The sequence below is a fragment of the Geobacter sulfurreducens PCA genome (assembly GCF_000007985.2).
Lineage (GTDB): Bacteria > Desulfobacterota > Desulfuromonadia > Geobacterales > Geobacteraceae > Geobacter > Geobacter sulfurreducens.
This window is the reverse complement of record NC_002939.5, coordinates 2,842,192-2,867,725: the sequence shown is the minus strand read 5'-3', so window position 1 is coordinate 2,867,725 and position 25,534 is coordinate 2,842,192. Positions and strand designations below refer to the sequence as shown.

Here is a 25,534-nt window from a genome sequence, read left to right as displayed (position 1 = left end):
TACGATATCTCGCCTCCTTTCCGGCCCGCAGGGCCAACGCAATGAAGGTGCATCATCATACCAACTGCTTCTTCTGACCTGTTGGTAATCATATCGGCATCCCCGGCCGAAGCTTGAGAACTATTTTTGCGACCCGCGCGGACAGGGACGCGACCGGCTGCCGACCGTCGAACAGCGCAAAAAATCAGGAATTCCCCTAATTGATTAAATGTTAATTGCATGTTACTAACCTGAATCGTTCGTTTACAGCACCAGGGGTTTCCTTATGAAACGTCGTGAAAATGCTGTGTTGCGCCTTTTCGTACCGTTCCCGCCCCAGCCGTTCGCCAAGTATTCCCCGCGATTCAGTGAAATTGATGTCCTGCTCTGGGAGCACCTCGATGCGCCCTATGCCTCCGTGGTGGTGAGCCATGCGGGGCGTGTGGCCACGGGTGTTTGCAGGGGCCTCGCGGACAGAGGGGGCATGCGGGCTCCGGGTGGTGCGGGGGTAGGGGGGATGCGGTAACGGTACTCATCATGACCAGCCCATTCAGATTCTCGGTCAGCAGATGGGCCGCAAACGACAATCGAGGCTCTTGGTTGATCCCCTTGCGATAGAGCTTCGCTTCAGGATCGGTAGTGGATGCATGAGTCTCGTTGCTCAGCTTCTCACCCTGGAAATCACGGCCCGGATTCTTGCCGGCAGGCGGTTGCCCGTCATCATCGTCCCGTGACTTGAAGCTCTTGATGGAGGCCCATGACTGGATCAGGGTGCCATCAACACTGAAGTGATCTTTGGAGAGCAGTTTCTTGCATTTCGCCTGATCAAGTACTGCCTCCAGGAACTGCGTGGCGACATCGGTCTCGATCAACCGCTCCTGATTCGTGCTGAAGCTGGAATTATCCCAAACTGGATCATCCAGGCCCAGGCCAAGGAACCAGCGGAACAGGATACTGAAGTGAATCTGCTCAACCAGCTTGACGTTACTGGGAATCGAGTACAGCACCTGAAGCAGCATGGCTTTGAGCAAGCGCTCCGGCGGAATCGAGGGCCGGCCCGTATGGGAGTACATCTTACTGAACACCGGCGAAAGGTTTTCCAGTGCCGCATCTACCATGTGCCGAATCGGCCGAAGGGGATGGTCTTTGGGAACGAAGGATTCCGGCGAGAGATAAACGAACAAAGCATCAGATTGTTGCTCAAGGCCGCGCATATTTATTCTCCTGGAATATCAGCTTGTTATGCGCAATAAGATAGCATAAAACTGTGTCAAAATGGTCCTAAATACTGATAGTTTTTCAAAGACCTGATATAGGAAGCAAATTTCTTATATGGGAAAACCTACTAATAACGGGATACTGTGTAAGGCCCCCTCTGGGCATACGGATTAGCGTATGCTGGACTTTGGCGAAACCCATTCTCCAAAGGAGGCCTTACACATGAGATTTTACACTAAGACTCACAAGTACTACTGCGGAATTGATCTTCATGCCCGAAAAAAGTACGTCTGCATTCTCGACTCGGAAGGGACCGTGCTGGTTCATCGCGAAATCAACTGCAATCCTGAGAGCTTCCTTCGCCTCGTGGCACCCTACCGGGAGGACTTGGTTGTCGGCGTGGAATGCATGTTCGCATGGTATTGGCTGGCAGACCTTTGCCGTAATGAAAAGATCGAGTTTGTGCTCGGTCACGCCCTTTACATGAAGGCAGTCCACGGTGGCAAAGCAAAGAGCGACAAGATTGACGCCCACAAGATTGCTGTGCTGCTCCGCGGCGGCATGTTTCCCTTAGCCTACGTCTACCCGCCGGAAATGCGGGCAACACGGGACCTCCTGCGCCGCCGGAACTTTTTCGTCAGAAAACGTGCTGAGCTTATGGCACACATCCAGAACACGGTAACCCAATATAATCTGGCTCCTCTTGGCATTGATCTCGGAGTCGAAGAGAACCGCCATGAAGTAGCTCAGCTCTTCCACGATCCGGAAGTGAGGAAAATTATCGAAATTGACGTTGCCATGATCGACGCCTTTGACGATGTCATCAATGTCCTCGAACCGGACATAGAAAAAACGGCCCGGCAACACAACCTGCATGCCCTCAAACTTCTGCGCTCAATCAACGGCGTGGGAAAGGTGCTGGGCCTGGTAATGCTCTACGAGATCCATGACATAAATCGTTTCCCGACCGTGCAAGACTTCTCTTCCTACTGCAGGCTGGTGAAATGTGCCCACGAATCAGCGGGAAAGAAAAAGGGGGTCGGCGGTTCCAAGATAGGCAACGTCCATTTGAAATGGGCCTTCTCTGAGGCCGCTGTGTTCTTCGTGCGCCACAATCCCCAGGCAAAAATCCTGATGGAGAAACTGGTCAAGATTCATGGCAAAGGGAAAGCGATTTCGATCCTTGCCCACAAACTGGCACGAGCGATTTTCTACATGCTGAAAAACAATGTGCCGTTCGACCGGGAAAAGTTTTTGGCAACGGCGTAAAGCTGGAGGGGACAGAGGCAGCTTAGTGCACAACTGGAGCCACACGAGCAAGCATGACCACGACCGTGAAAGACAACGAGGTGCGGCTGAGAACACGTACCGGTCGATTTGATGATGCTCAGGGAGCAAGTTAACGAGATTGGAGCCCTGTCCCGCTCCTTACATAACTGAATCTATTCTTTTCAGCTTTTGAATGTTCTGCCCCTCGCCGGAAACCGGGATCAACTGTGCCTCGCACCAGCGATGAGCACGCTTCATGAATGGGACGGCCGAGGGAACGGGATAGTTTCTAAGCCGCGCAAGGAATGCCTTCGCAATCGCTGTAGCAGCAACAACCGCAGCGAATTGAGCTTTGATAAGAGTTTGGTGCAGGATTCTTTCCTGACCCAGTATTGGAAATCAAGTCAGAACGGATAAGATGTCGAGATAGATTCGTCAAAGAAAACGACTCAAAATCGGTTGGGCACCATTTTGCCTATTGACTGACTGGGGCCTTATAAGAGTTGAGAAGGATGAAAATGCACCGAATACAATTTGGCATATTGATATTCGCATCATTTCTTATGTTGCCTAGTTGTGATGCCACACATTTGTACTTGGTTAAGCAACCAAACTCTAAGATACCGAGAGGCATGGAATGGAAATGCCTATCCAGCGCAAAATCTGAACTATCATTAGGAGTGGCTCCAATAACAGACGAAGAAAAGGCTCTCTTCAACGGCAATGACGTCAAATATTTTCTCTGGTGGGGGTCTTTAAGCGGGCCTAGGCCCGTAGAAGATGTTGACGGCTACATCAGTGAGGCGAAAACAATTTTTACGATTTCAGATAAATACAAGATAAACCTAACAGGCTGTTGAAATTGAAATAGAGAAAACAGCCTATTTGTGGTACATTGTCGCGCATAACGCTCTACAATTATTGAGGAAAGTTATGCGCGGCTTTGACAGCAACACAGAAGCTCTCTTTACCTATGTGACACCTGAATCCTTTGTCCCGAAGGACCACCCCTTGCGGGCCATCCGTAAAATGGCCGACGAAGCCCTGGCAGGGATGGACAAGCTCTTTGACAGCATGTACGCCACAACCGGCCGCTCCTCAATCCCACCGGAGAAGCTCTTGAAAGCCCAACTGCTGATGATCCTCTACTCCATCCGCAGCAACCGGCAGTTGGTAGAGCAGATCCATTACAACTTCCTGTTCCGCTGGTTCCTCGGCATGGGCTTGGACGAGAAAGTCTGGGATCATTCCAGCTTTACCAAGAACAGTGACCGATTGATTGGCTCCGAAGTTGCCGCCGAGTTTCTTTCCCGGGTTCTGGCCCAGGCAGAGCGTAAGCGACTGTTGTCCCGCGAACACTTCACCGTTGACGGAACTCTCATCGAAGCCTGGGCTTCCATCAAGAGCTTCAAGCCCAAGGATGGACCTCCTTCAGCCGGTGGTGGCGGCAGAAACGATACCGTGGATTTCAAGGGACAGAAACTTACCAACGAAACCCATGGTTCCACCACTGACCCTGATGCCCGGCTCTACCGCAAGGGGAAGAACAAGGAAGCCAAGCTCTGCTACCAGGGACATACCCTGATGGAGAATCGTAGTGGCCTCATCATCAGGACCAAGGTGACAACGGCAACCGGTTGCGGTGAGCGCGACGCAGCAAAGGCCATGGTGCAGCAATTGCCAAGGACGACCCGACGGATCACTCTTGGCTGCGACAAAGGCTACGACACAGAATCATTCGTCAAAGAGCTGCGTAGGCTAAAGATAACGCCACACGTGGCCCAGAACACCTCCAACAGGAAATCGGCCATCGACGGCAGAACCACCAAGCATCCGAACTACACCATCAGCCAGAAGATCAGGAAACGAATCGAAGAAGGCTTTGGCTGGATGAAGACCGTGGGCAGCTTACGCAAGACGATGTACCGGGGAATCGAGAAGATCGCCATGCAACTTGATCTGCACGCTGCGGCCTACAACCTGGTTCGGATGAAAAACCTGGGTCTCGGTGTCACCTGAGAGGGGAAAACCAGGCTACATCAGCAGTATATGAGGTTGATAAAGAGCAAAAAGAACGAGAAACAAAGGTTCTGAGCAACAAAACTGATTCAAAAAAAAACGAACTGCAAAGTTCAGCAAGTCAAATGGGGCCGATTTTCAACAGCCTGCTAACGGAGAGGTATGTGCTCTGCCTTCTGAATGGCGGATACATGTGGCCTGATGCCGACTCTATAAACAAAAGATTTAAGTGAATCGACACTCGAAGACGTGAGAGACCTAAAATGAGCAAAAAATCTTCTTACATTGCACTTCTCACTATTGTATTGCTGTTTCAAGGATGCGCTGCCCTCACAAGTAACCCCTATTACAAGCCATCCACGGCTGAGTCTGCAGAAGGGTCCGCAGACCGAGGGGGGGCTTTGTTTATTCGTTTTGGAGGAACAAACTCACTCACCGTCAATAAGCCTGAAGTAGAAGTCAGTGTAAGATCTAACGGCACTGGAGTTTATTATCCGATGGCGATGGGACCAGTTCTTCCTGTTATTCCAACATTCATGACAGCCCCTGACAAAGCCCCCCCTACCGCTTTACTAGAAATATATCTGCGGCCACTGCGTGAAAATATCACGTTCAATCCTATGTTAGTCAAAATCAGGAACTCTAAAGGAATAGAAGTGTTTCCAACCAGTTATATCAATTCTCACGCCAGAGCATTCACATTCTACAATGGCAAAGAGATAACAAGCGAAACCAAGGAGATAGTCCTCAATAAAGGAAGCCGCTACTGCTTTGTTCTTGAATATGATATGCGGGACTCCCCGGACTGGGATCTCCATATGACGATAAGCGGGCTGAGGGCTGAAGGAAAGGAAGTTCCCACCCCAGAGTTCAAATTTGAGAGAGGTTCAGCCTTTTACCTGATATGGGGCGGACGAGGAAAATACTGCTCACAATAAGTCTCAACCAGTGCCTTGGACGCCGACCGGGGCTGAAATGCGCCCCGGTGCGGGTCAAGGCCTGAGCCGTTAAGGAACAACATGATTAACAAAAGAGATTTAGTGCGAGAAATTATTGAAGTCCGAGAGCGCAACCGTTCAGGTCGTGCTCAAGGTGAACTCTGGTCTCGGATCATTGCGCTTGAGAGAGTTTACGAGGAGTTCGACAAAGACAACATCGAATTACTAAAATATTTCCCAATAGCTTTGGTCGGCTGTGTCGAAAGCTATTTCAGGCTCATCATTAAGGAAATAATTGATGCTGGTGAAGACTATGTGATGGCTGCATCGAAACTGGTCGAAAAGGGAAAACTTGATTTTGAACTCATCAAAGCTTTCCACGGTCAGAAAATTTCGTTAGGAGAGTTCGTATCTCATATTATTCGTATAAGCAGCTTAAACCAAATTGACACTGTGATGTCTACCCTTCTAAGTACTCAATACCTCGATAAGTTGGCTACTGTTTATGATCGTAACCTTGTAGAAACTCATGGAAAACCAAAAGATCCAATAATCTATAATAAAGACAAGATATATTCGGATGTTACAAGAACATTCGAGCTAAGACACATTTACTGCCATGAAATGGCTAGTCGAGAAAAGCCTGATTGTAACGAAATAGATAGCTGTTTCTTTAGCTCTCTATTCTTTATGAAAGCTGCGGATGAATACCACCACCAACTTTTATATCCTGGCCCGATTATGGGGCAACAGCAGATGAATCATTCAGCAGCAGAGCATTATGGAGAAGCACGAAAAGAACTGGACGGAATTCATTCAAAGGTTTCTACATTCTTATCTAAGAAACGGTACAAAGAATTCATAAGCATCCACAAGTCATGGGAAAAGTACAGGGACAAGGAAGCGGAGTTCAATGCAGACGTATACCGTGGAGGAACACTCTGGAGCTATATTTATTCAACGACAGCTACGGAGATAACCAATAAGAGGATAAAAGAAGCCAAAGAGTATCTTGCTCAGCTTGAAGAATATGGCGGAGAGAGTCCTTAACCAGCGCCACGACCGGCCCAAAAAGACTGCCGGTCAGGCTTATGACGTTGAACAAGAAGAAAAGGAGAAGAAAGCAAATGGCCCACGAAAAGAAAATACCCCCGGCAAATGTTACCAAGCCAGAAACATTTATTATTGAGTCCCTGAATCACGAAGATGAATTGGCAACAAGACTTGATGGGAAGGTCTTGTATGATGTCCTGAAGCTTCAAGGTAAAAACCCGCTTTATTACTACTTCCGCACTCAAAGAGAATTGATTGAATTTGCAAAAATATTTAGAGAATCTGGCTACCGATATCTGCACCTCTCATGTCATGGAAGTGAAGAGATAGTTCAATATACTTTCGGAGAATCTACATACGCCGACTTTGCGGCTATATTCGAGAAGAAGCTGCATAACAGGCGATTGTTTGTCTCTGGCTGTAATTTGGGAAACATGAATTTTGCAAAAGCAATCTTTGACAAAAATGGCGGCATGTATTCTGTGACAGCTCCTATGAAAAAAGTGTATTTCGATCAGTCCATATCCTTTTGGTCGGCGTTCTACTACATGATGCACGCATGGGATTCGTCAGCAATGAAAAAGCAACGGCTCAACCAAGTGTTCGACCAACTTGCTACGATATTCGAAATGCCATTGGCACACTATTATCGGGACACATCACAAGGCGCAGCTGTGGTAGAGGCAATTTACTCAGCTAAACGCCAAAACCTAAATTCTTCTAAAGTGAAAGCTACAGTATTGCCAGGAGAAGAAATCGCTTAATATCAAGTGAATGTGGAGAAGTTCTTTAAAATAAGGAGATTGGAGTAAATTCCCAATCACACCTTTGGACACAAAAAAATATGCTATACGACGCATTTATTAGTCATGCATCTGAAGACAAGCAAGATTTTGTTCGTGGTCTAGCTGAGGCTCTACGAGACAATAATGTAGCCGTCTGGTATGACGAATTTACTTTAAAGGTAGGAAGCAGCCTCCGTAGATCAATTGACCATGGGCTGTCAACGGCAATCGAAAATTGACCCACTTTACCGGTTGATCGGAAATTGAAAAATGACCCACCTTCCTGGATTAGTCATCGATCTGAGGTGTCGGCAGTTGCTGGCCGAGAATACCTGCGCGTCGCTTCTCTTTCAGCCGGTAGCTGTCACCTCTGATCTGAATGACATGGGCGTGGTGCAGCAGTCGGTCGAGCATAGCTGATGTGAGTGCCGTATTGCCGCCGAAGGCTTGTTCCCATTCCCCGAAGCTCAGGTTCGAAGTGAGGATGACGGAACCTGTTTCGTACCTTTTGGCGATCACCTGAAAGAACAGATTCGCCTGCGTTTCGCTGAACGGGAGGTAGCCGATCTCATCGATGATGAGCAGTCTCGGCCCCAGGACACTGCGCCGCATTACTTCCTTGTACCGCCCCTGCCGCTGGGCGCTTTCAAGTTGCAGCATCAGGTCGGCGGCGGAGATGAAGCGTACCTTCACGCCGCACTGAGTAGCGCGGTAGCCGAGCGCGATGGCGAGGTGAGTCTTTCCGGTGCCGCTGGGACCCAGCAGGATTACATTCTCCCGGCGCTCGAGGAATGCCATCGCCGACAGGTCCAGAATTCGCTGTTTCGGGGCGCCGGTGGCGAACTCAAAGTCATAATCCTCGAGAGTCTTGATCGCGGGAAAACCGGCGAGCTTTGCCATTGTGTGGCGCGAGCGTCCCTGTCGGACGTCGTTCTCGGCCTTGAGTACCTGTTCAAGGTAGTCGATGTAGGAGGATTCCTGCTTTGCCGCGGCATCTGCAAGGTCGGTGTAGACATCGGCCACCGACAGAAACTTCAGATCATCGCAGAGCGTGACCATACGCTGGTGCTGGATGTCGCTCATAGCCGCCCCTCCTGAAGGATCTGATCGTAGAAGGAGGCGGGGCGCTGAAGGGGAATAACCGGCCACGGCATGGCAGCAATGACTTGCGGCTTGTCCGGCTCGACTGCAAGCCTTGGCGGCAGCGGCAGCATCGCTGACCGCTCGATCTCGAGCCGATCGCAGGGGCGTTCGCCGGTCTCCCCATGGATGCGGCAGTTGGCTACTTCGTTGAGCCACTTTCTGACCTCGATGTTCGCGGTTGCGACATCGAGAGTTAGTCCTGCCTGCTTCAGGCGCGAAACCAACGGGTAGTAGAAGCTGTACCGCAGGTAGCGGTTGAACCGCTCAACCTTTCCCTTGGTCTTGGCCCGGTACGGCTTGCACAACCGGGGGATGTACCCGAAATGCTTTGCCGTGTCCCACAGGCCGGTGTGGAAACGGTGGTTGCCCTCGCCGAAGGCGTTTCGCTCCAGCACGACGGTCTTCATGTTGTCATAGAGCACTTCGCGCGGGACCCCGCCGAAGAAGGAGAATGCCATCTCGTGGCATTCCCGAAGGACGTCGAACGCTTGGCTGGTGGTGAAGACAACGAACGAATCTCTACTGAAACCAAGCGTTCCAACGAATGCGTACAGCGGGTGCTTGCCCTTGCGCAGTTCGCACCAGTCGGCTTGCATCTGCTTGCCTGGCTCCGTTTCGAACCGGACAACGGGTTCCGGCGTGATGCGGGAATAAAGGGTCGCCAAAAACGTTCTGACAGTGCGTTCGCCGCCATCGTAGCCAAAGCTTTTGATCTCCCGAGCAAGCACCGGCGCGGGAATCCGATGCGGCAGAGCCGCCTTCACCCGTTCTTCGAGAAACGCTTTAAATGGGTCAAGCTTCCCCGGTCGCTTCGCTCGTTCTTTGTACCTGGGATCAGCGGTCGACCTGAGGAATTTCCTGACCGTGTTGCGGCAAAGTCCGGTGATACGCGAGATCTCCCGGATGCTCTTGCCCTGCTTCTTGAGAATTCTGACTTCCATACACTCTTCCTTTCCGATCATGCCGACCCTCCAGGTCGGCTAGGATAGAGGAAGAATGGGTCAATTTTCGATTTCCGAAGTGGGTCATTTTTACATTGCCGCTAACAATGGGCTTTCCAAGTCCAGATTTGGCATAGTTGTTCTGAGTAAAGCTTTTATTGGAAAGCAATGGCCTGAGTGGGAGCTTGATGGGCTTGTCCAACGCCAGAATAATTCTTTGAATTCTGTAATCTTACCCGTTTGGCTGGGATTATCTTATGAAGAGGTGCTGGATTTTTCTTCACCTTTGGCGGATAGATTCGCTATTCAGGCAGAAAAAGGGCTTGAATATGTGGTCAATGAGCTGCTGAAGGTTATTAATCCTCAAGGCTCATCTCTCGTAGTAGCGAGAAACAGGCTAGTTGAATTGGGTTTTAACCCACCCGTTGTTACTTCGGATTGGTGGCACCAGGCTATTGAATATTGTGGTTCAAATTCACTAGAAGGAACATTTCAAGACGCCATGGGGTGGGGGCATTGGGGATTTCCTCTTCCTCCAGTTGGCGACACTACCGCAGAAAAAGGCGAACGCATTGCGTGGGCGGCTCTGCAGTTGAATTGGCAGAAAATAGCTAATAATTGCTCTATATCTCAAATTACGAAACCTGAGACTATTCATGAATTCATAAATAACACACCTGGCTTACGTCAAGCGTGCCTTGAATACCCTCATTATTTGGCGACTTATGCCCCACAACTTACAATTCCTGGTTTCGGTGGCGACTTTGAAAAAATATATGACAAGTGGCTAGAAAATTCACAAAAGAAACAACGGGCTGAAAAAGAGAGAAAATCGCGTTCTGGAACGGCACTGACTACAGATGGAGATGTGCCAACTTGTGATGAACTGCTTGCACTTCATGAACCAAACTTTGGAAATTACGAATCAGCAACTATTGCATGTAATTTTGTTCAGGGAGACCTGATGGGCCCCCCTGTCAAAGTATATGATACGATTGATTATCTCATATGGCTGTTATCTGACGCCAGTGCATGGCTTCCTGAAAAAACTCGAAATTATCTCATTGATGGGCTAAAGAAATGGGCCGTTTGGCTCTGGACTGAATATAGTAATGATTCTGATCTTCCTTCTAATAATGAAACCAGTTCCCTCCAAGAAGCCCTTTCAAGAGCAGAGACCTTTAAAGCCTTTAGAATAACACCCAAGATCAACAAAGACATTGAATCGCGTTTTTCTTACACAATTAATATTCTGGACCTTCCCGAGTCTGTTGATGAAATTAAAAAAGCATTTCTTGGTTGTGGTGCTATTCAAGAGTGGTTTTCGAGCAGAACTCGCAGAAAGAAGAAGTCCAACCCTTATTAGGCCCCCGTCCGTCAAGGGCAAAAAAGAGCCCTGACGATTTTGAATCGCTTTTTAAATGAATCGGATCAGCAGTTTCTCTGTTCTGACTTCATTTCGGAATCATCAGAGTCAGGAACCTTTGCCAGAAGGAAAGGTCCTGCACCAAACACCTATCGAGGTTCACACCGCTGCGGATACTACAATTGGCAGCGGCTGCGAAGGCATCACCTTCGCGACCTGGAAACTGTACCGTACCCTCATGCCGTCCCATTCAAAGCGTCGGGATTAATCCTGACGGAGAATCGCAGTTAGTGCCGGGCTCAGGCGAGGGGCAGAACACACCGAAACAGCAAGAAATCGACTCATGTATGTAAGGAGCGGGACGGAGCTCTAATCCAAGCGACAGGTATCCGGGCATCGGCCAATCGACCGGTTCGCGTTCAAAGACGCACTGTTACTCATCTTTCACGGTCGTGATCATGCTCGCCCCATGTGGCTCCAGGTGAACGTTGTAGCTGCTTCCATCCCCTCCAGCTCTATGCTGTTGCCATGAACTTCTCCAAGTTGAACGGCACGTTATTTTTCAGCATGTAATAGATCGCCCGCGCCAGCTTGTGCGCTATGATTCCGATAGCCTTTCCCTTGCCATGTACCTTGGCCAGATTCTCCACCAGCTTCTTGGCCGGCGGGTTGTAACGGATGAACAGCATGGCTGCTTCGGAAAAGGCCCACTTCAGATGCGCATTGCCGATCTTGGCGCCGCCGCTGCCTTTCTTCTTCCCGGCTGATTCGTGACTGCATTTGACTAAGCGGCAGTAAGAGGCGAAATCCTGAACCGACTCAAAACGATTGATGTCGTGGATCTCGTAGAGCATCACCAGGGCCAGGATTTGCCCGACACCGTGGATATGGGTCCGACGGCGCAGCAGATCGCGGGTAGCGCGCATCTCCGGAGGGTAGACGTAAGCAACAGGGAACGAGCCGCCGCGTAACAGCACCGCGATCTTGTGGGAATCGATCTTGTCGTTTTTCGCTTTCCCGCCGTGGACGGCTTTCATGTAAAGGGCATGACCCAAGACAAATTCGATTCCTTCCTTACGGCAGAGATCGGCAAGCCAGTACCAGGCAAACATGCATTCCACGCCGACCACCAAGCCATCACGGAAAGGCGCGACTGCTTTGAGAAAGGCCTCCGGCGAACTTGAGATGTTGCGGTGCAGGAGCACCTCGCCCTGTGCATCCAGGATACAGAGGAACATTTTCTTCGCATGAAGATCGATTCCGCAGTAGTGTTTGTGAGTTTTTGTGTAAAATCTCATGGGTAAGGCCTCCTTTGGAGAATGGGTTCTCGCAAAGTCCAGCATACGGCAAAAATCCGTATGCCCAAGGGGGGCCTTACATAGTATCCTGCGGCGACAGCGGTCTCCGCTGACGCTCCGCCGCTGGCGCCTTGAGACGTTGGAAGGCTAAAGGAAAAATCCTGAAATGGCTGATGACAAGAAATGGAAGTTGGTAGAGAGAGTTGTCGCTGCGGCCTTTGATGAACCGAATGTGACTGTGCAGAAAAATGTGCGGCTACGATCCCTGCGTAGAAAGGGCGGAGCCGGTGGATTGCGCGAAATAGATGTCTTAATCACAGGAGAATTAGTAGGACAAAAAGTTCATTTTGCTATCGAATGCAAAGATTACAAAAGAAAGGTCGACTCTCATCATATAGATGCTTTTATAGGTAAACTGCAGGATGTAGGCCTAGCGACACAAACAAGTATTTTTGTTACAACTCGTGGGTATACTACTCAAGCGGTTGAACGTGCACATGAAGTTGGAATGAAAACGCTGGTGCTCAAGCATAATGAAGAAATAAATATCAAGACTGAAGTTCTGAATGCACTACAGTCACATGTATTCATATTCTGCGCGATTACCGAGATAGAAGTAAAAACTGATGAAATTTTTGATATGAGTTCATTTGAGCATTTCAAGTTCTTTGACAAAAAAGGGACGTTCGTTGGCCTACTACCTGATTTCATCTGGGAGTCCTGGATTAGAGGAACTCCTTCAGCTAATCTAGGCAAATACTCATACAGGGTTAATATCAGCGATGAGATCTGCTATCTGCAGGATGGCAAAAAGAACTGCATTAATTTCATCAGAGTAGACTATCAAGTTGGGGCGCTAGTTTTCCAATTTAAGGGGCAAGCAAAGCGCTACCATTTGTACAATGCTCATGAACAGAAAACAGAACTCTATAAAGTAAAGGCAGATTTTTCAACGTCCAAACCAACTCCATTTGTTTTCCACGATGAAAGCACACTACTGAAATTCTTAAATGAACAGTGTGCAATAGCCAAGATTGAATTCCCTCGCATAAAGCTCCCCAAAATAGTAATGAACCAAGGTCTTTTATGGCCAATACCTATTAGGGTCTCGGAATATTTTAAAACAATATCCCCCGAAGACGCGGCACAGGAAGTTCAAAAGCTCGCGGAAGGCCCAGACAATAATTTTTGGGAGTTTGACACCATATACAATGAAATCATGAAGAACATCGAAAATTTTCCAAATGTAAGGTTCACTTACCATCCCCTATAAAATGAGGCACAGTGAGAATTGGCGAAAAAGTAAAGAGCACTTCCAACATGGGCGGCGGCACTCGGACTCCGCTACGCTACGCCGGTGCGCCCCCGGCCGTTATGTGAATCGAGAAAGGATCAAATATGACCCAGGAAAATAATAACGAGGCGATAAAGTTCTACGTTAATATTATTGAATCACCATCTGACAGAGATATTTATTTCGGGAGGTCAGAGGGATCATTAATCCAACAAGCCGTAAATCTTAACGGCATTCCATGTTCTGTACGGTGTGCCATATCAAAAGATGCATTTGTTTTCGCACTAACTCACGACCTGCCACAGGTAATCAAAAGCTATGATGACCGAGCACCAGTTTTACACATAAGTGCTCATGGTTTCCCCGAAGGAATACAGCTTTCAAACGGAGAGCAAATTACATGGGCGGAGTTGAAAGAAATTTTGACCCCGCTTAGTGAGGCGCTTAAAGGCAATCTGTTAATTTGCATGTCGTGTTGTAGCGGTGTCGCTGCTTGCCGAATGGCTATGAATATTGATGACACTGAAGCGCCTTTCTTTGCTGTAATTGGACACCCAGCTGAACCGGAATGGCCTGAAACTGCTGTTGCATATGCAACTTTCTACCACTTGGTTGCTAAAGGCCGACATATAGATGAGGCAGTAAAAGCAATGCAAATAGCGTCAGACAACTATGGATTTCAAATCATAACCGCACAAACAGCCAAACAAGCATACCTAGACGCCCTAAAAGAAATGGCAGACGAAAATATTCCAGCAACTTTAGAAAACCAACTGCAATTACAACCGCCTTCCCCTTTGGCTAAGACTTTTATCCACACATGAACCAAAGTCAGAAGGGGCCGCTTTAGTATAAAAACTACCAAAACGGAGTAACCATAATCCTCCACCTTTTGCATAAAATGAAAGCGGCTTTACTGCGCCACCGAACAAAAAAGCGAAATACTTGAAGCTGACAAGCCGCATATATCCCCCAATGCGTTAGCACATAACTCTCGGCGGCACGCCGACCGCTAACGCGGCGGGTGCGCCTCATACACGTTGTGCAGTAGAAAATAATAAAGAGAGTGATCATGAAATATGAGGACAAATTTATAGCATTTGTAGATGTACTGGGATTCAAGAGCATGGTTGAAGCATCCGAATCCGGTCTTGGAATGGCATTACCTGAGTTAATGGAATGTCTATCGAAACTCGGGAAGCAAGAGGACAAGGAAATCTTTGACCGTTATGGAGCCCGGACCTGCCCAGAGAGCAGATTCATTCAAAAGAACCTTAATTTTGAACTGACGCAGATTTCTGATTGTGTGATTGTGTCCTCGGAGGTGTCCCCAGCAGGTGTCATCAACTTAATAAGCCATTGCTGGGGAGCTGTTATTGAGCTGTTGGTGCGAGGAATCATGTGCCGGGGTTACATCACAAGGGGGGCCATATACCACCACAAAGGTCAGGTAATTGGAAGCGGTTACCAGAAAGCCTATGCAAAGGCGGGGTGTGGGGTCGGACCAAGCTAACAACCTGAAGCTGCAGTAGATTTGGCCCAAAAGAACACATTCTCAGCGTTTAGAGCCTCACTTTTGCCGGTAAAACCGGCAGTGTAAGGCTCCCGCTCCTCCTTCAGGGGGCTGGGGATGCTTATGAGGGGGCAGGGACATTCCCGTAGCGGCTCTCCATGCTGAAGCCGGAGAGCCGCTTGAGATCATAACTGATGTGAGGCGGGTTATTTGGTAACAATTATAACGAGTTCAATCGTTGAATTAATTGAAGTGCTGGACGGCTAGCAGAACATTTTTGGAATGAGTCGGATGGGCATGGACCGTTTTCCCTATCTGCTCCAGGGTCAGACGGTTTTCGACCGCCACTGCCATCTCGTGGATCATTTCTGTTGCCCCTTCTCCGATGATGATTGCCCCGGCGATTTGAGAGGTATCCTCCTCGATAAACAGCTTCACGAAGGCCGGCGCGACTTTGTCCACCACGGCGCGGCCATTGGGGGCCTGTGGCATGGTGAAGGCCTTAATGCCGGCCCTGGCTTCATGTGTTCCTACTGCCGCCACTTCGGGGTGACAGAACACAACTCGCGGGACAGCACGATGGTCGAGGGGGTGGCGAGTGCCCTGAATAAGATTCTGGGCAAGCAGGTACCCTTCTTTTTCTGCCGCATGGGCCAGGGTCATGCCACCGATCACGTCGCCCAGCGCGTAGATGTGGGGAACGGTGGTCTGCATCATCTCGTTAACCTTGACAGCGCCCTGTTCGGTCGCTACTCCGGCAGCGTCAAGGTTCAGCCCGGCAATGTTCGCTGTGCGGCCGATGCCGACCAGTACCTTGTCGAATTCTTCGGTTGCGCAGGAGCCGTCATAATGGACATGGACCGTTCCAGCCTCGACCGAAATGCTTTTGATGGCCGCGCCTGTTTTCACCGTGATGCCCTGCTGTTCAAAGGTGGACTGCAGCGTTTTCCCGGCTTCCTTGTCTTCCCGTGGCAGCAGGCTATCCATGGCTTCAACCAAGGTAACTCTGCTGCCGAAGGTGTTGTACAGGGTTGCAAACTCGCAGCCTATCGCCCCGCCGCCGATAATCAGCAGCTTGTGCGGGAGATCCGTGTTTTTCAGAATCTGGTCACTGGAGAGGATGGAGTGCCCATCAAAGGGGGCACAGGGAAGTTCGGCGGGGACCGAACCGGTCGCAATGATAATTTTTTCGCCGCGGATTTGTTCGGAACTGCCATCTGCTTGGCAGATCTGTAGCTCATGTTCGGACAGGAAAGAGCCTTTGCCGCGGAAGACGGCAATGCGCGCATCGGTCAGTTTTCCCTGGACCATATGACGCAGCATGTTCAGATCTGCGTCGGCAACGGCGCGCAGGCGTGTTAAATCGACAGGGTTCACGGATAGGTCCAGGCCGTATTTCTCGCTGTTTTGGGCATCGCGATAGACCTTGGCCGCTTTTAGCATGGATTTGGTCGGCATGCAGCCACGGTTGAGACAGACCCCGCCGAAACTGTCGTGATTTTCCTGGATGATCGCGACCGATTTGCCAGCCTGCTTCAGCATCATCCCTGCGGTCATGCCTCCGGGACCGCCGCCGATAACAACAACATCAAACGTTTGCATTGAGATTCTCCTGTTGATTACTCTGTTTCCGGGTTCTCCAAGGCCTTTGTAGCGACATCGAGCAGTCGGGTGAACGTTGCCAGGTCCTCTGGCGACATGTGCCGCACCATCGCGGCGACAACCTCGTCCCGTTTCTCCTGTAAGGCTTCGACTGTCGGGCGGGTCCGCTCGGTTATATACACCCGTGACTGCCGTTTGTCCTTGTCGCTGGCGGTCCGGAAGATCAGACCGTCCCGCTCCATGCGTCGCAACGTATTGGCCATGGTTGGTTGCTCAACCTGAATATTCTTGCACAGTTCGGCTTGAGTCTGTCCTTCCGCGTCATGCAGGCAGCAAAGAACCGGAAGTTGCCCCTGCGTTACTCCGTGCGGTTTTATTTTTTCATTCACCTTGGACAGAATCAGCCGGGCCAGGTAGTTCAGCTTGTAGCACAGGTCATCATTCATTCCGGGCCTCCTGGTGATGTCCTCTTTGTATAGCCGGCTATACTTAAACATAGTTGGCTATCCATTGTCAAACGGATATGAGACGAATTGGTTGCTGGCACGGTGTGGCGAGGGGATTCCCCCGACTCATGGCTCGCACAAGGCTGAGGGGCGCTCTTTTTTATGTGGCGCGAATGTTCCGGAGCGCACCCAACCCGGCGACAGGGGAGAACCCGCAAATAGCTCAGAATCTCATCCTCGCCGCAGCACCCCAATCCCCCATCACAATCACCAATAATCCCTGTAATTCCATTGACGAACTGGTTTCTGGTGGTAAAGTTCATGCATAGTAAATGTAAATTCCCGTCCCTCTGAATACCTTCCCCTCCCCCTCCGTTACCTTCCTCTCTCCATCCCTCCCGCAGAAGGAGGTATGAGATATGAAAAAGATAGCGATTTCCTGTCTGGTGCTGGTCCTGTTGTTGGGTGTGGATGGGGCCGGCGTGTGGGCCATTGATGTCGGATGGATGCAGAAAGGGGTGCGTGTCTGGTATTTCGGGGCTGTTGGCAGCACAACGGCGTCGGATGCCGAAGAGGCGTATCTGCTCAGCAACGTCAACGGCACTGATGTGCAGGTGACCAAGCATTCGGGGCTGAATCATTGGGGGACCACCAATCCGGTAGATATCGGCACCTATTCCGCCCTAGACATGGGGCCGTGCTGGATCCACCCGCAGAGGCTCCAGACCCTGCAGAGCGGCGATACCTGGAAAGGCCAGGTGATCGCCACCGTGCTGCGGGAATCCCATACCTACGCTACCCTTAAGGCTCAATTCTCTTTTCCGTACCTCCTTCTCCCGATAAAGACATTGTTCGATCTCAAAGCCCAACGGGACGTGGTGAAGATCGTCTATTACATCAATCAGTACAGTACCGGCATTGCCTACTTTGACGCCGATACCGGCCTGATGCTGCTCTACGAAACGTCCAACGGGCTGGTGACGGTGTTCTTCCTCCTGAGCGAGATCAACTACGATTTTGCCACGCAGCTGGCCTTTGCCGAGGACAACGGGCCCCATACCGGGTTCAAGTCGTCGGTCCTGGAGCAGCAGATGATGCCCTGGCCCGATACCAGGAGCGGATATCTCTTCTTCCAGTCCTCGGTGGAGTCGCGATACGGTTCGACCGTGCAGATGTGGGTCTCCATGTCTTACAGCGGGAACAAGGGGTCTGCTCTGCCGCCCTATGAGAACTTCTGTTTTTTCGGCAGCGTCCCCATTCTGCGGCACATAGCCATGTCACAGGCAGCCGCTTACCCGCCTGACCAGTGGGCACCCTATGGGCAGTATCTCTGGTGGTGGGTACCGGCAGGGGCGTTGCAGGCTACGGCCATAAATGTTTTTGATGTCCCCATGACCCGGACTGCCACGAGTCCCTACACCTTTACGGCCACCCAGCAGCCGGCGAGCCTTTACTTTCCCAAGCTCTGGTTCGACAACAACGGTTACCTGACCCAGTTTTCGGCCATGGATTCCGCCACCGGACTCGATATCGATCCGGAACGAAGCGCGGCCTATTACAATAATTCCACCTCAGTCGACGGGGTAACCTACTATGTGAGCAGCATGGGGATTGCCACGCCGTCTGTCTACCATCTCAGCATGACGGTGGTGAGCGACACGCCGGACAAGGGCGGCGGCTCCGTCCACGGCGACAATGGCATAGCCTGCGCCGGCCACGGATCGAGTCCTTCCGGAATGAGTGGTACCTGTCAGGCGGATTTCTCCTCAGGGACCACCGTCAACCTCTACCAGACCCCCGACTCCGACTCCACATGGGCGACATGGACTGCGGCCGGCTGCGGCACAAACCAGAGCTGCCAGGTGGTAATGAGCAGCGACCGGAACCTCACCGTCACGTTTTCCTATTCTCCCATGGCAAAAGTGAATTCCAGCGGTTACCGATGCGACTCGCTCACCGAGGCCTACGCCACGTCCGGACCGGTAGACACCATATACGGCCGGGCCGTGACCTTTGCGGAGGACTTCACCTTGGGCAACAGCAAGGCCGTTACGCTCCTCGGCGGCCGCGACGCCTGGTATCTGCCCCTGGACGCCTGGACAACCCTGCAGGGGAGCCTTTCCATCCGGAGCGGCTCACTGACCGTGGAGAGACTTGCAATCAAGTAGGCGCCATGAGTTGGGTGCAGAGGGGAGAACAGCGAGTTCGCCGTGATGATCCCGGCTGCATCGGGCCGGTATCTTCCCCATCCTCCCGATACCAAACGAAGACAAGGGCTCGCCGGAACGGCCGGGGCACACCCCGCCGTTCGGCAGCGACCGCCTCTACCGCCCGTTTCCCGCAACACAAAAGGAGATGCCCATGGAGTTCTTCGTCTGCCCCTGCCCCGAAACCGGCACCGTGATCCTCGACGGCGTTGACCAGGGCCCCAACAAGGATGACGCGGGGGTGCTGCAGGCCAAGCAGTGCAACCCGGGCCGCCATACCGTGGCGCTCCGCTGCCCTGCGGGCAAGACCTGCGTCCCGCTCAAGAGGACCGTGGTAATCAAAGACACCGACCCGGTGGCGCCCCAGGAGGTGGCGTTCCAATGCGTGTGACGGGCAGAGGGCTGAGGCTGTTCCTGGCCGGCGCGGCGCTCGTGGCGGGGGGCTGCGCCCACTACCCGGAGAATCCCCGGCTGGCGGCCGTTTCAACGGAAGCGGGCTACCGCTACAGCGTGGTCAGGCCCCGGCCCACGGCGGACAAGCCCTTTGTTCTGCTGGCGTTCTCGGGCGGCGGTACCCGTGCGGCAGCCTTTTCCTTCGGCCTCATGGAGGAGCTGAACAGGGTCGAGTACGCCGGTCGGGACGGGGCCAGGCACCGGCTCCTGGACGACGTGGAGATCATCTCGTCGGTTTCCGGCGGGAGCTTCACCTCGGCCTACTACGCGCTCTACCCGGACCGGTTCTTCGACGATTTTCCGGGTACGTTCCTCTACCGCGACATCCAAGGCGGGCTCGTGCGGCGCCTGTTCAACCCCTACAACTGGTGGCGCCTGGCCTCGCCGGATTTCAGCCGGATCGACATGGCGGAGGAGTACTACAACGACACGGTCTTCGGGGGCAAGACCTTTGCCGACCTGGTCGCCGCGCCCGGGAAGAGGGCGCCCTTCCTGGTGCTGAACGCCACGGACATCAGCATCGCCCACCGGTTCGAGTTCACCCAGGACCAGTTCGACCTGCTCTGCTCGGACCTGGCCGGGGTCTCGGTCGCCCGGGCCGTGGCCGCCTCGTCCAATTTCCCGGTGGCCTTTGCCCCGCTCACCCTGACCATCCACAAGGAGCCGTGCGGCCCACTTCCCGAATGGATCGGGCTGGGCCTGGACCGGGAGAGCAACCCGAAGCGCCGCGTGGCCGACGCCGAGGCCGGCAGGTCGTACCGCGAGCCCGACCGGCTCTACGCCCACCTCCTGGACGGCGGCCTGTCGGACAACCTGGGGCTCAGGGGGCCGTTCCAGGCGGTGACCACCACCGACAGCGCGTGGAGCATCCTCCGCTACGCCAACCTGAACCGGCTGGGGCGGCTGATGGTGATTGCGGCCAATGCCAAGACGACCAAGCAGCGGAGCTGGGACGCCAGGAGCGCGCCGCCGGGGATCGACGCCGTCCTCGACGTGGCCCTGAACGGCCCCATGGACGACGTCTCCTTTGACAGCGTGGAGATGATAGACGGCCATTTCCAGCAGATGCGCCAGCTGGCCCGGACGGTGGATTCCTGCAACCGGCGGCTGGGGCAGGAGTGCCCGTCGGCCCCGCCGATCCCGAACCCGATCGTGACCGAGTTCACCTTTGCCGAGCTGACCTTCGACGATATCCCTGACCCGCGCCTGCGCCTCTGCCTGCAGGCGCTGCCCACGTCGTTCGCACTGCCGGCCAAGACCGTGGACCTGCTCCGCGCCGCGGCCGGGTACCTGCTGATGGGCTCGGCTGAATTCGTCGGCGGCATGCAACGGCTCGATTCCACCTGGCAGCCGCGCCCCGTGGCCATCGACCCGGCGCTGGTGGACGAGGTCTGCGGACCGGCATCCGACGGGGGGAGCTGACAAGGAGGCGATCCGGCCCCTGCCGTATGATTTGGGCCGGGAGCGTCGCATCGGCCCGGTGATATACTTGAAGCAGGTGGGGGCGGTTAGCGCCATCCGCTTCACCGCTCCTGACTCACCACGGGAAAGGAGACCATCATGAACGCACCATACAAGTACACCCGTCTTTCCAAAGACGATGCCGCGCTGTTGCTGGTGGACCACCAGGCGGGGCTCATCTCGCTGGTCCAGGATTTTTCGCCCGGCGAGTTCAAGAATAACGTGCTGGCCATCGCTGCCTGCGGCAAATACTTCAACCTGCCGACCATCCTCACCACCAGCTTCGAAAACGGCCCCAACGGGCCGCTCGTGCCCGAGCTGAAGGAGATGTTCCCGGACGCGCCCTACATCGCCCGCCCCGGCAACATCAATGCCTGGGACAACGAGGAGTTCGTGGCCGCCGTGAAAAAGACCGGGCGCCGGCAACTGATCATCGCCGGCGTGGTCACCGAGGTCTGCGTGGCATTCCCCGCCCTGTCCGCCGTTGAGGAAGGGTACGAGGTCTTCGTGATTACCGACGCCTCGGGCACCTTCAACGAGGTGACCCGCCACACGGCATGGCTGCGGATGCAGGCCGCGGGCGTGCAGCTGATGAACTGGTTCGGCATGGCCTGCGAACTGCACCGTGATTGGCGCAACGACATCGAAGGCCTGGGCAGGCTGTTTTCCAACCACATTCCGAACTACCGGAACCTGATGACCAGCTATTTTGCGCTGATGGGCACGAAGTAGCGAACCCTCCGCACAAACCCCCGCAACCCTGGTTGCACCCTGCAACCCTGGTTGCGGGTATCCGTTGCGTTCCTTTTCGTGTCGCGTGCGTGTCGGATGGCACATGTGGCACACCCCTAGTGTTTTTCCAGTAACTACAAGATGTTATATGAATTGCGCCCGCATGATGCCTGGCCGGCGCAGCATCCTCCACCACTGTCCCCGTTACGGCTCCATCGGCAGGACAACCTGAGATCGAGGCAACCATGGTTGCCCGGGTTCAGGCCCGGATTTTCCGTTAATTTTCAAAAAATCAATACATATCAATATGTTGAAGATAGTTGCCGGATTGGTATGCCCATTGCTGAACAGTGCAAGCATGATCACTGATTACAGCCGCCGGGCAGCGTGAGTCGCGCCCCGGCCCGGCGCCTGTCAGAACTGGAGAATTCGGTCGCACACCGGAAAGGAGGGTGCTGGAAAGGGTTTTTCATTGGAAGCAGCAGGGGGGCGCGATATTCGCTTCCCCCGCGCAAGGAAGTGCACGAAGCAACCTCAACCACACGAAGAAAAGGAGAACATCATGTCGAGAAGCAAAACTGCAAAGAAGCTGTCCGCACTGCTGGGAGTATCGTTGTCTGTTGCCGCTTCGGCCGCCTGGGCCGGCACCATCACCGGGTGGGACATGAGCAACGTGACGGTGGCGCCTGCCCCCTATACCGAGTATGTGACCTACACCAGCACCCTCTTCACCAGCCCGGCCAAGACTACCACGAACGGCGTGATCACCTGGAAAGAGACCGACGTCAAGGCGCCCGGCATGAAGGTCGTCAACAAGGACGACGTGACCGGTCTCAAGTGCATCATGACCACCGGCTACAACCCCTACGACTTCTCCGACAAGATGTGCTCGGACCCGCTCCAGTCCAGCAAGCGCTGGAAAGTGAAGGGGACCAACGGCCAGCCCATCGACGTGTATTTCAAGGTGGCGACCGACACCTATACCAGCATCTACAACTCCATGCAGAAGCTGACCGACGGCGACGTGAAGAAGTGGAAAGGCTTCCGGGCCGAGCTGGGCTTCATGGTGAACGGCGTGTTCACCAAGTCCAAGGCCGGTGACGGCCTCGGCTTCACCGACAAGAAAGGGAGATTCTTCACCACCACCTCGTCCGCCGTTCAGTCCGCCGAAGTCCTGTCGGCCCTGTTCGCCCAGGGGCTGGCCGGGCCCGCCGACGCCAATCATCCGAGCACCGGTTACTTCGATCCGAAGTATCGCTTCAGCTACCTGCTCAACGCCACGGAAGACGGGCTCGACACCGGCTTGATCTCCTCCAACTACTATGCGCTGTTCGGCGACTGGAACAACCTGTCCAGCGTGCCCTGGGCCTACTACTATGACAACGACGACAACATCAACACCGACAACCTGCTGATGGCCAACTGCGACGGCAACTTCGTGGTAACCGATCCGGTCGCGGAAACGGGTTACTGCGAAGGGACCTGGGTGACCTACCGCAGCCAGGCCGGCCTGGACGCCAACGGCCTTCCCTATCCCTCGGACGGCATCAAGAAGCCGGTTCCGGCCGACGTGCTGGCGTCCTGGCAGTCCAACCGGCTGTACCTGACCGGCCCCATCGAAGACCTGGCCAACCTGGGCGTCAACTACTACATCACGGTCAACAAGCTGAACGCCTCCTGGCCGACCCCGAACCAGTTCGTGCTCCGCTTCTATCCGAAGTACTAAGAACGGCCTGAACAGCAGGGTACAGTAACACAACAGCGGGAGGGGCATTGGCTCCTCCCGCTTTGTGCATTGTGAGCCGGACGTAGCGGGGGCACATGGGCGTGAGTTGGGATCCGGATGTAGACGGTCATGAGGGGATGTTCCCCGTTATCATCTCAAGTCCCGGGGGGAATTGTCCGATATAATATCTGGTATGTCCATTTTGCCGGGACGAGGTTCACCATCCCATGACCGCTCCGAAGATTCTTGCCGTCGACGATGACGAGCTTTCTCTCTTGATGCTGGAGAACCTGCTGGCCGATGCGGGATTCGCCCCCCTGACCGCGGTCAGCGGCGCACAGGCGCTGGCGCTGTTGGAGCGGGAGCATGTGGACCTGCTCATCTCCGACCTGATCATGGAGGGGATGAACGGTCTGGAACTCCTGGATCGGGTCAGGGAGCGCTACCCGAACGTGCCGGTCATCGTGGTCACGGCCCGGGGGAGCGTGGAGAGCGCCGTGGAGGCCATGCGGCGGGGCGCCTACGACTACCTGGCAAAGCCCTTCAACCCCGAGGTGCTGAGGATCACGCTCCAGCGGGCCCTGGACTATCACCACGTGGTCCGCGAGAACGAGCAGATCACGGGGCTGTTGCGCGAGCGGTTCACCTTCCAGAGCATCGTTACGGTGAATCCGGCCATGAAGAAGCTGCTGGAGCTGGCCGCCAGGGTGGCTGCGGCGCGGCAGACCACGGTGGCCATCTACGGCGAAAGCGGCTCGGGCAAGGAGGTGCTGGCGCGGGCCATCCACTTTGCCGGCAAAGGGCTGCCCGCCGGATTCGTGGCGGTCAACTGCGCGGCCGTGCCCGAGCACTTGCTGGAGAGCGAGCTGTTCGGCCACGTGCGGGGGGCCTTCACCGGGGCCGACCGGGATCGGGAGGGAAAGTTCAGTCTGGCCCGCGGCGGCACGCTTCTGCTGGACGAGATCGGCGACATGCCCCTGCCGCTCCAGGCCAAGTTGCTGAGAGTCCTCCAGGAGCGCGTGTTCGAAAAGATCGGCAGCAATACCCCCATCTCGACGGATTGCCGCGTTATCGTGGCCACCAACCGCAACCTGGCCGACATGGTGGCGGCCGGCCGCTTCCGCGAAGACCTCTATCACCGGATCAACGTGTTTCCCTTGGTCATTCCGCCTCTGCGGGAGCGCACCGACGACATCCCGCTCCTGTGCGAGCACGTCCTCGACCAGCTGCGGCAGCACCTGGGCAAGCCGCTGCCCGGCATCTCCCAGAAGGCCATGGACGCCATGCTGGCCCACGGCTGGCCGGGCAATGTGCGGGAGTTGCGCAACTGCCTGGAGCGCGCCGCGATCCTGACCGACGGCGAGCTGATCCGGCCCGAGCACCTGGGGTTCGGCGCGGCCGGAGCCCCTGCCCGGGAAACATCTGCCGGACCGGCGCCCGACACGGTGCAGTACGCCCTGGCGCTGCCCGTTGACCAGTTGTCGCTCCATGCCCTCACCGAGCGGATCATGGCCATCACCCTGGAGCGCTGCGGCGGCAACAAGTCCAGGGCGGCCCAGCTCCTCAGGATCGACCGCAAGGCATTCTACCGGGGCTGACCCCGCGCCGCGCTCCCCCTGCAGCACCCCCCTCATCCCCCACTGTTCCATTTTGCCCCACTCTGTCCCTCAGGGGGACGCTCCTTCTGTTGTTGTTCGGCATAACATATTGAAATTACATATTTGTCGAGATTGGCATCCTGCCTGCTGAATAAAGGGTAACAATTGTTCAACTGTCCCGTGAAGGGACAACACGAGGAGGATGCCCGTGACGCAAGAAGCTGTTGAAAAATTCCTTGGTCGCCTGTTGACCGATGACGGGTTCCGGCAGCGGGCGATAGTTTCGCTGGCCGATGCCTGCCGGGAAGAGGGGTATCGGCTCAGCAGCGAAGAACTTCGGGCAGTGAACCAGGATTACTTTGATCTGCTTGAGCAACTGGCGGGGCAACTCGACAGGAGCATCAAGCGCTTTTCCCCCGCCGAGCCGGAGGAGTGCGGCCGGGAATCACGGCTGTCACAGCCCGCCAACGACTGAACAAAGAGGAGATACCAT

Annotated in this window: 22 protein-coding genes and 2 pseudogenes; 18 read left to right on the top strand and 6 right to left on the bottom strand. The window is 53.9% G+C overall.

What is annotated here, in order from left to right:
- Positions 1-500: 500 nt before the first annotated feature.
- Positions 501-1,193, bottom strand: a pseudogene (locus GS_RS13075) (IS5 family transposase); the annotation flags it as partial.
- A 226-nt stretch (positions 1,194-1,419) separates the two neighbouring features.
- Here GS_RS13075 and GS_RS13070 point away from each other — a divergent pair.
- The 7 genes and pseudogenes from GS_RS13070 to GS_RS17805 all read left to right on the top strand — a co-directional run.
- Complete coding sequence (locus tag GS_RS13070) at positions 1,420-2,466, top strand: IS110-like element ISGsu4 family transposase (protein ID WP_010941629.1); 1,047 nt, start codon at positions 1,420-1,422, stop codon at positions 2,464-2,466.
- Between the two features lie 632 nt (positions 2,467-3,098).
- Positions 3,099-3,326, top strand: a complete 228-nt coding sequence (locus GS_RS13065) for a hypothetical protein (RefSeq protein ID WP_164930454.1) — start codon at positions 3,099-3,101, stop codon at positions 3,324-3,326.
- Between the two features lie 73 nt (positions 3,327-3,399).
- Positions 3,400-4,485, top strand: coding sequence for an IS5-like element ISGsu2 family transposase (locus GS_RS13060; protein ID WP_010941225.1), 1,086 nt, complete (start codon positions 3,400-3,402; stop codon positions 4,483-4,485).
- A 263-nt stretch (positions 4,486-4,748) separates the two neighbouring features.
- Positions 4,749-5,423, top strand: coding sequence for a lipoprotein (locus GS_RS13055; RefSeq protein ID WP_010943234.1), 675 nt, complete (start codon positions 4,749-4,751; stop codon positions 5,421-5,423).
- 81 nt (positions 5,424-5,504) lie between these two features.
- Positions 5,505-6,473 (top strand): lysozyme inhibitor LprI family protein, encoded by a 969-nt coding sequence (locus GS_RS13050; RefSeq protein ID WP_010943233.1) that lies wholly within the window; start codon positions 5,505-5,507, stop codon positions 6,471-6,473.
- 77 nt (positions 6,474-6,550) lie between these two features.
- Positions 6,551-7,240 (top strand): hypothetical protein, encoded by a 690-nt coding sequence (locus tag GS_RS13045; protein WP_010943232.1) that lies wholly within the window; start codon positions 6,551-6,553, stop codon positions 7,238-7,240.
- Positions 7,241-7,326: 86 nt separating this feature from the next.
- A pseudogene (locus GS_RS17805) lies at positions 7,327-7,479 on the top strand (toll/interleukin-1 receptor domain-containing protein); the annotation flags it as partial.
- Between the two features lie 70 nt (positions 7,480-7,549).
- Here the strand turns inward: GS_RS17805 and istB are convergent.
- Positions 7,550-8,344: an IS21-like element ISGsu6 family helper ATPase IstB gene (gene istB, locus GS_RS13035; RefSeq protein WP_010940725.1), complete on the bottom strand. Its 795-nt coding sequence runs from the start codon at positions 8,342-8,344 to the stop codon at positions 7,550-7,552.
- Positions 8,341-9,366: an IS21-like element ISGsu6 family transposase gene (gene istA / locus GS_RS13030; RefSeq protein WP_010940724.1), complete on the bottom strand. Its 1,026-nt coding sequence runs from the start codon at positions 9,364-9,366 to the stop codon at positions 8,341-8,343. The genes istB and istA overlap by 4 nt, the downstream gene beginning before the upstream one ends.
- A gap of 34 nt (positions 9,367-9,400) precedes the next feature.
- On the opposite strand from istA, the gene GS_RS13025 reads away from it, so the two are divergent.
- Positions 9,401-10,711 (top strand): hypothetical protein, encoded by a 1,311-nt coding sequence (locus GS_RS13025; RefSeq protein ID WP_010943230.1) that lies wholly within the window; start codon positions 9,401-9,403, stop codon positions 10,709-10,711.
- A 515-nt stretch (positions 10,712-11,226) separates the two neighbouring features.
- On the opposite strand, the gene GS_RS13020 is transcribed toward GS_RS13025, so the two are convergent.
- Positions 11,227-12,009 carry a transposase gene (locus GS_RS13020; protein WP_010943229.1) on the bottom strand — a complete coding sequence of 261 codons (783 nt, stop codon included), beginning with the start codon at positions 12,007-12,009 and terminating at the stop codon, positions 11,227-11,229.
- Between the two features lie 166 nt (positions 12,010-12,175).
- Between GS_RS13020 and GS_RS13015 the strand changes: the two genes are divergently transcribed.
- From GS_RS13015 to GS_RS13005, 3 genes are all read left to right on the top strand, one after another.
- Complete coding sequence (locus GS_RS13015) at positions 12,176-13,282, top strand: restriction endonuclease (RefSeq protein WP_010943228.1); 1,107 nt, start codon at positions 12,176-12,178, stop codon at positions 13,280-13,282.
- A 125-nt stretch (positions 13,283-13,407) separates the two neighbouring features.
- Complete coding sequence (locus GS_RS13010) at positions 13,408-14,127, top strand: hypothetical protein (RefSeq protein ID WP_010943227.1); 720 nt, start codon at positions 13,408-13,410, stop codon at positions 14,125-14,127.
- Between the two features lie 248 nt (positions 14,128-14,375).
- The gene (locus GS_RS13005; RefSeq protein ID WP_010943226.1) at positions 14,376-14,816 is read left to right on the top strand and encodes a hypothetical protein; all 441 of its coding nucleotides are present in this window, start codon (positions 14,376-14,378) and stop codon (positions 14,814-14,816) included.
- A 243-nt stretch (positions 14,817-15,059) separates the two neighbouring features.
- Here GS_RS13005 and lpdA read toward each other — a convergent pair whose 3' ends face one another.
- Together lpdA and GS_RS12995 are read right to left on the bottom strand one after the other, a co-directional pair.
- Positions 15,060-16,418: a dihydrolipoyl dehydrogenase gene (gene lpdA, locus GS_RS13000; RefSeq protein ID WP_010943225.1), complete on the bottom strand. Its 1,359-nt coding sequence runs from the start codon at positions 16,416-16,418 to the stop codon at positions 15,060-15,062.
- A gap of 17 nt (positions 16,419-16,435) precedes the next feature.
- Positions 16,436-16,864: a MarR family winged helix-turn-helix transcriptional regulator gene (locus tag GS_RS12995; RefSeq protein ID WP_010943224.1), complete on the bottom strand. Its 429-nt coding sequence runs from the start codon at positions 16,862-16,864 to the stop codon at positions 16,436-16,438.
- A gap of 419 nt (positions 16,865-17,283) precedes the next feature.
- Between GS_RS12995 and GS_RS12990 the strand changes: the two genes are divergently transcribed.
- The 7 genes from GS_RS12990 to GS_RS12960 all read left to right on the top strand — a co-directional run bounded on the left by GS_RS12990 (position 17,284) and on the right by GS_RS12960 (position 25,516).
- The gene (locus GS_RS12990) at positions 17,284-19,032 is read left to right on the top strand and encodes a hypothetical protein (protein ID WP_010943223.1); all 1,749 of its coding nucleotides are present in this window, start codon (positions 17,284-17,286) and stop codon (positions 19,030-19,032) included.
- Positions 19,033-19,225: 193 nt separating this feature from the next.
- Entirely contained in the window at positions 19,226-19,462 is a 237-nt protein-coding gene (locus GS_RS12985) for a hypothetical protein (RefSeq protein ID WP_010943222.1), read from the top strand.
- Positions 19,453-20,946, top strand: coding sequence for a patatin-like phospholipase family protein (locus tag GS_RS12980; protein ID WP_010943221.1), 1,494 nt, complete (start codon positions 19,453-19,455; stop codon positions 20,944-20,946). The genes GS_RS12985 and GS_RS12980 overlap by 10 nt, the downstream gene beginning before the upstream one ends.
- A gap of 138 nt (positions 20,947-21,084) precedes the next feature.
- Positions 21,085-21,717 carry an isochorismate family cysteine hydrolase YcaC gene (gene ycaC / locus GS_RS12975; protein WP_010943220.1) on the top strand — a complete coding sequence of 211 codons (633 nt, stop codon included), beginning with the start codon at positions 21,085-21,087 and terminating at the stop codon, positions 21,715-21,717.
- Between the two features lie 562 nt (positions 21,718-22,279).
- Positions 22,280-23,443, top strand: coding sequence for a choice-of-anchor F family protein (locus tag GS_RS12970; protein ID WP_010943218.1), 1,164 nt, complete (start codon positions 22,280-22,282; stop codon positions 23,441-23,443).
- 227 nt (positions 23,444-23,670) lie between these two features.
- Complete coding sequence (locus GS_RS12965; protein WP_010943217.1) at positions 23,671-25,041, top strand: sigma-54-dependent transcriptional regulator; 1,371 nt, start codon at positions 23,671-23,673, stop codon at positions 25,039-25,041.
- A 208-nt stretch (positions 25,042-25,249) separates the two neighbouring features.
- A complete protein-coding gene (locus GS_RS12960) occupies positions 25,250-25,516 on the top strand; it encodes a Franean1_4349 family RiPP (protein ID WP_010943216.1) in 267 nt (88 codons plus the stop codon).
- Positions 25,517-25,534: the final 18 nt, after the last annotated feature.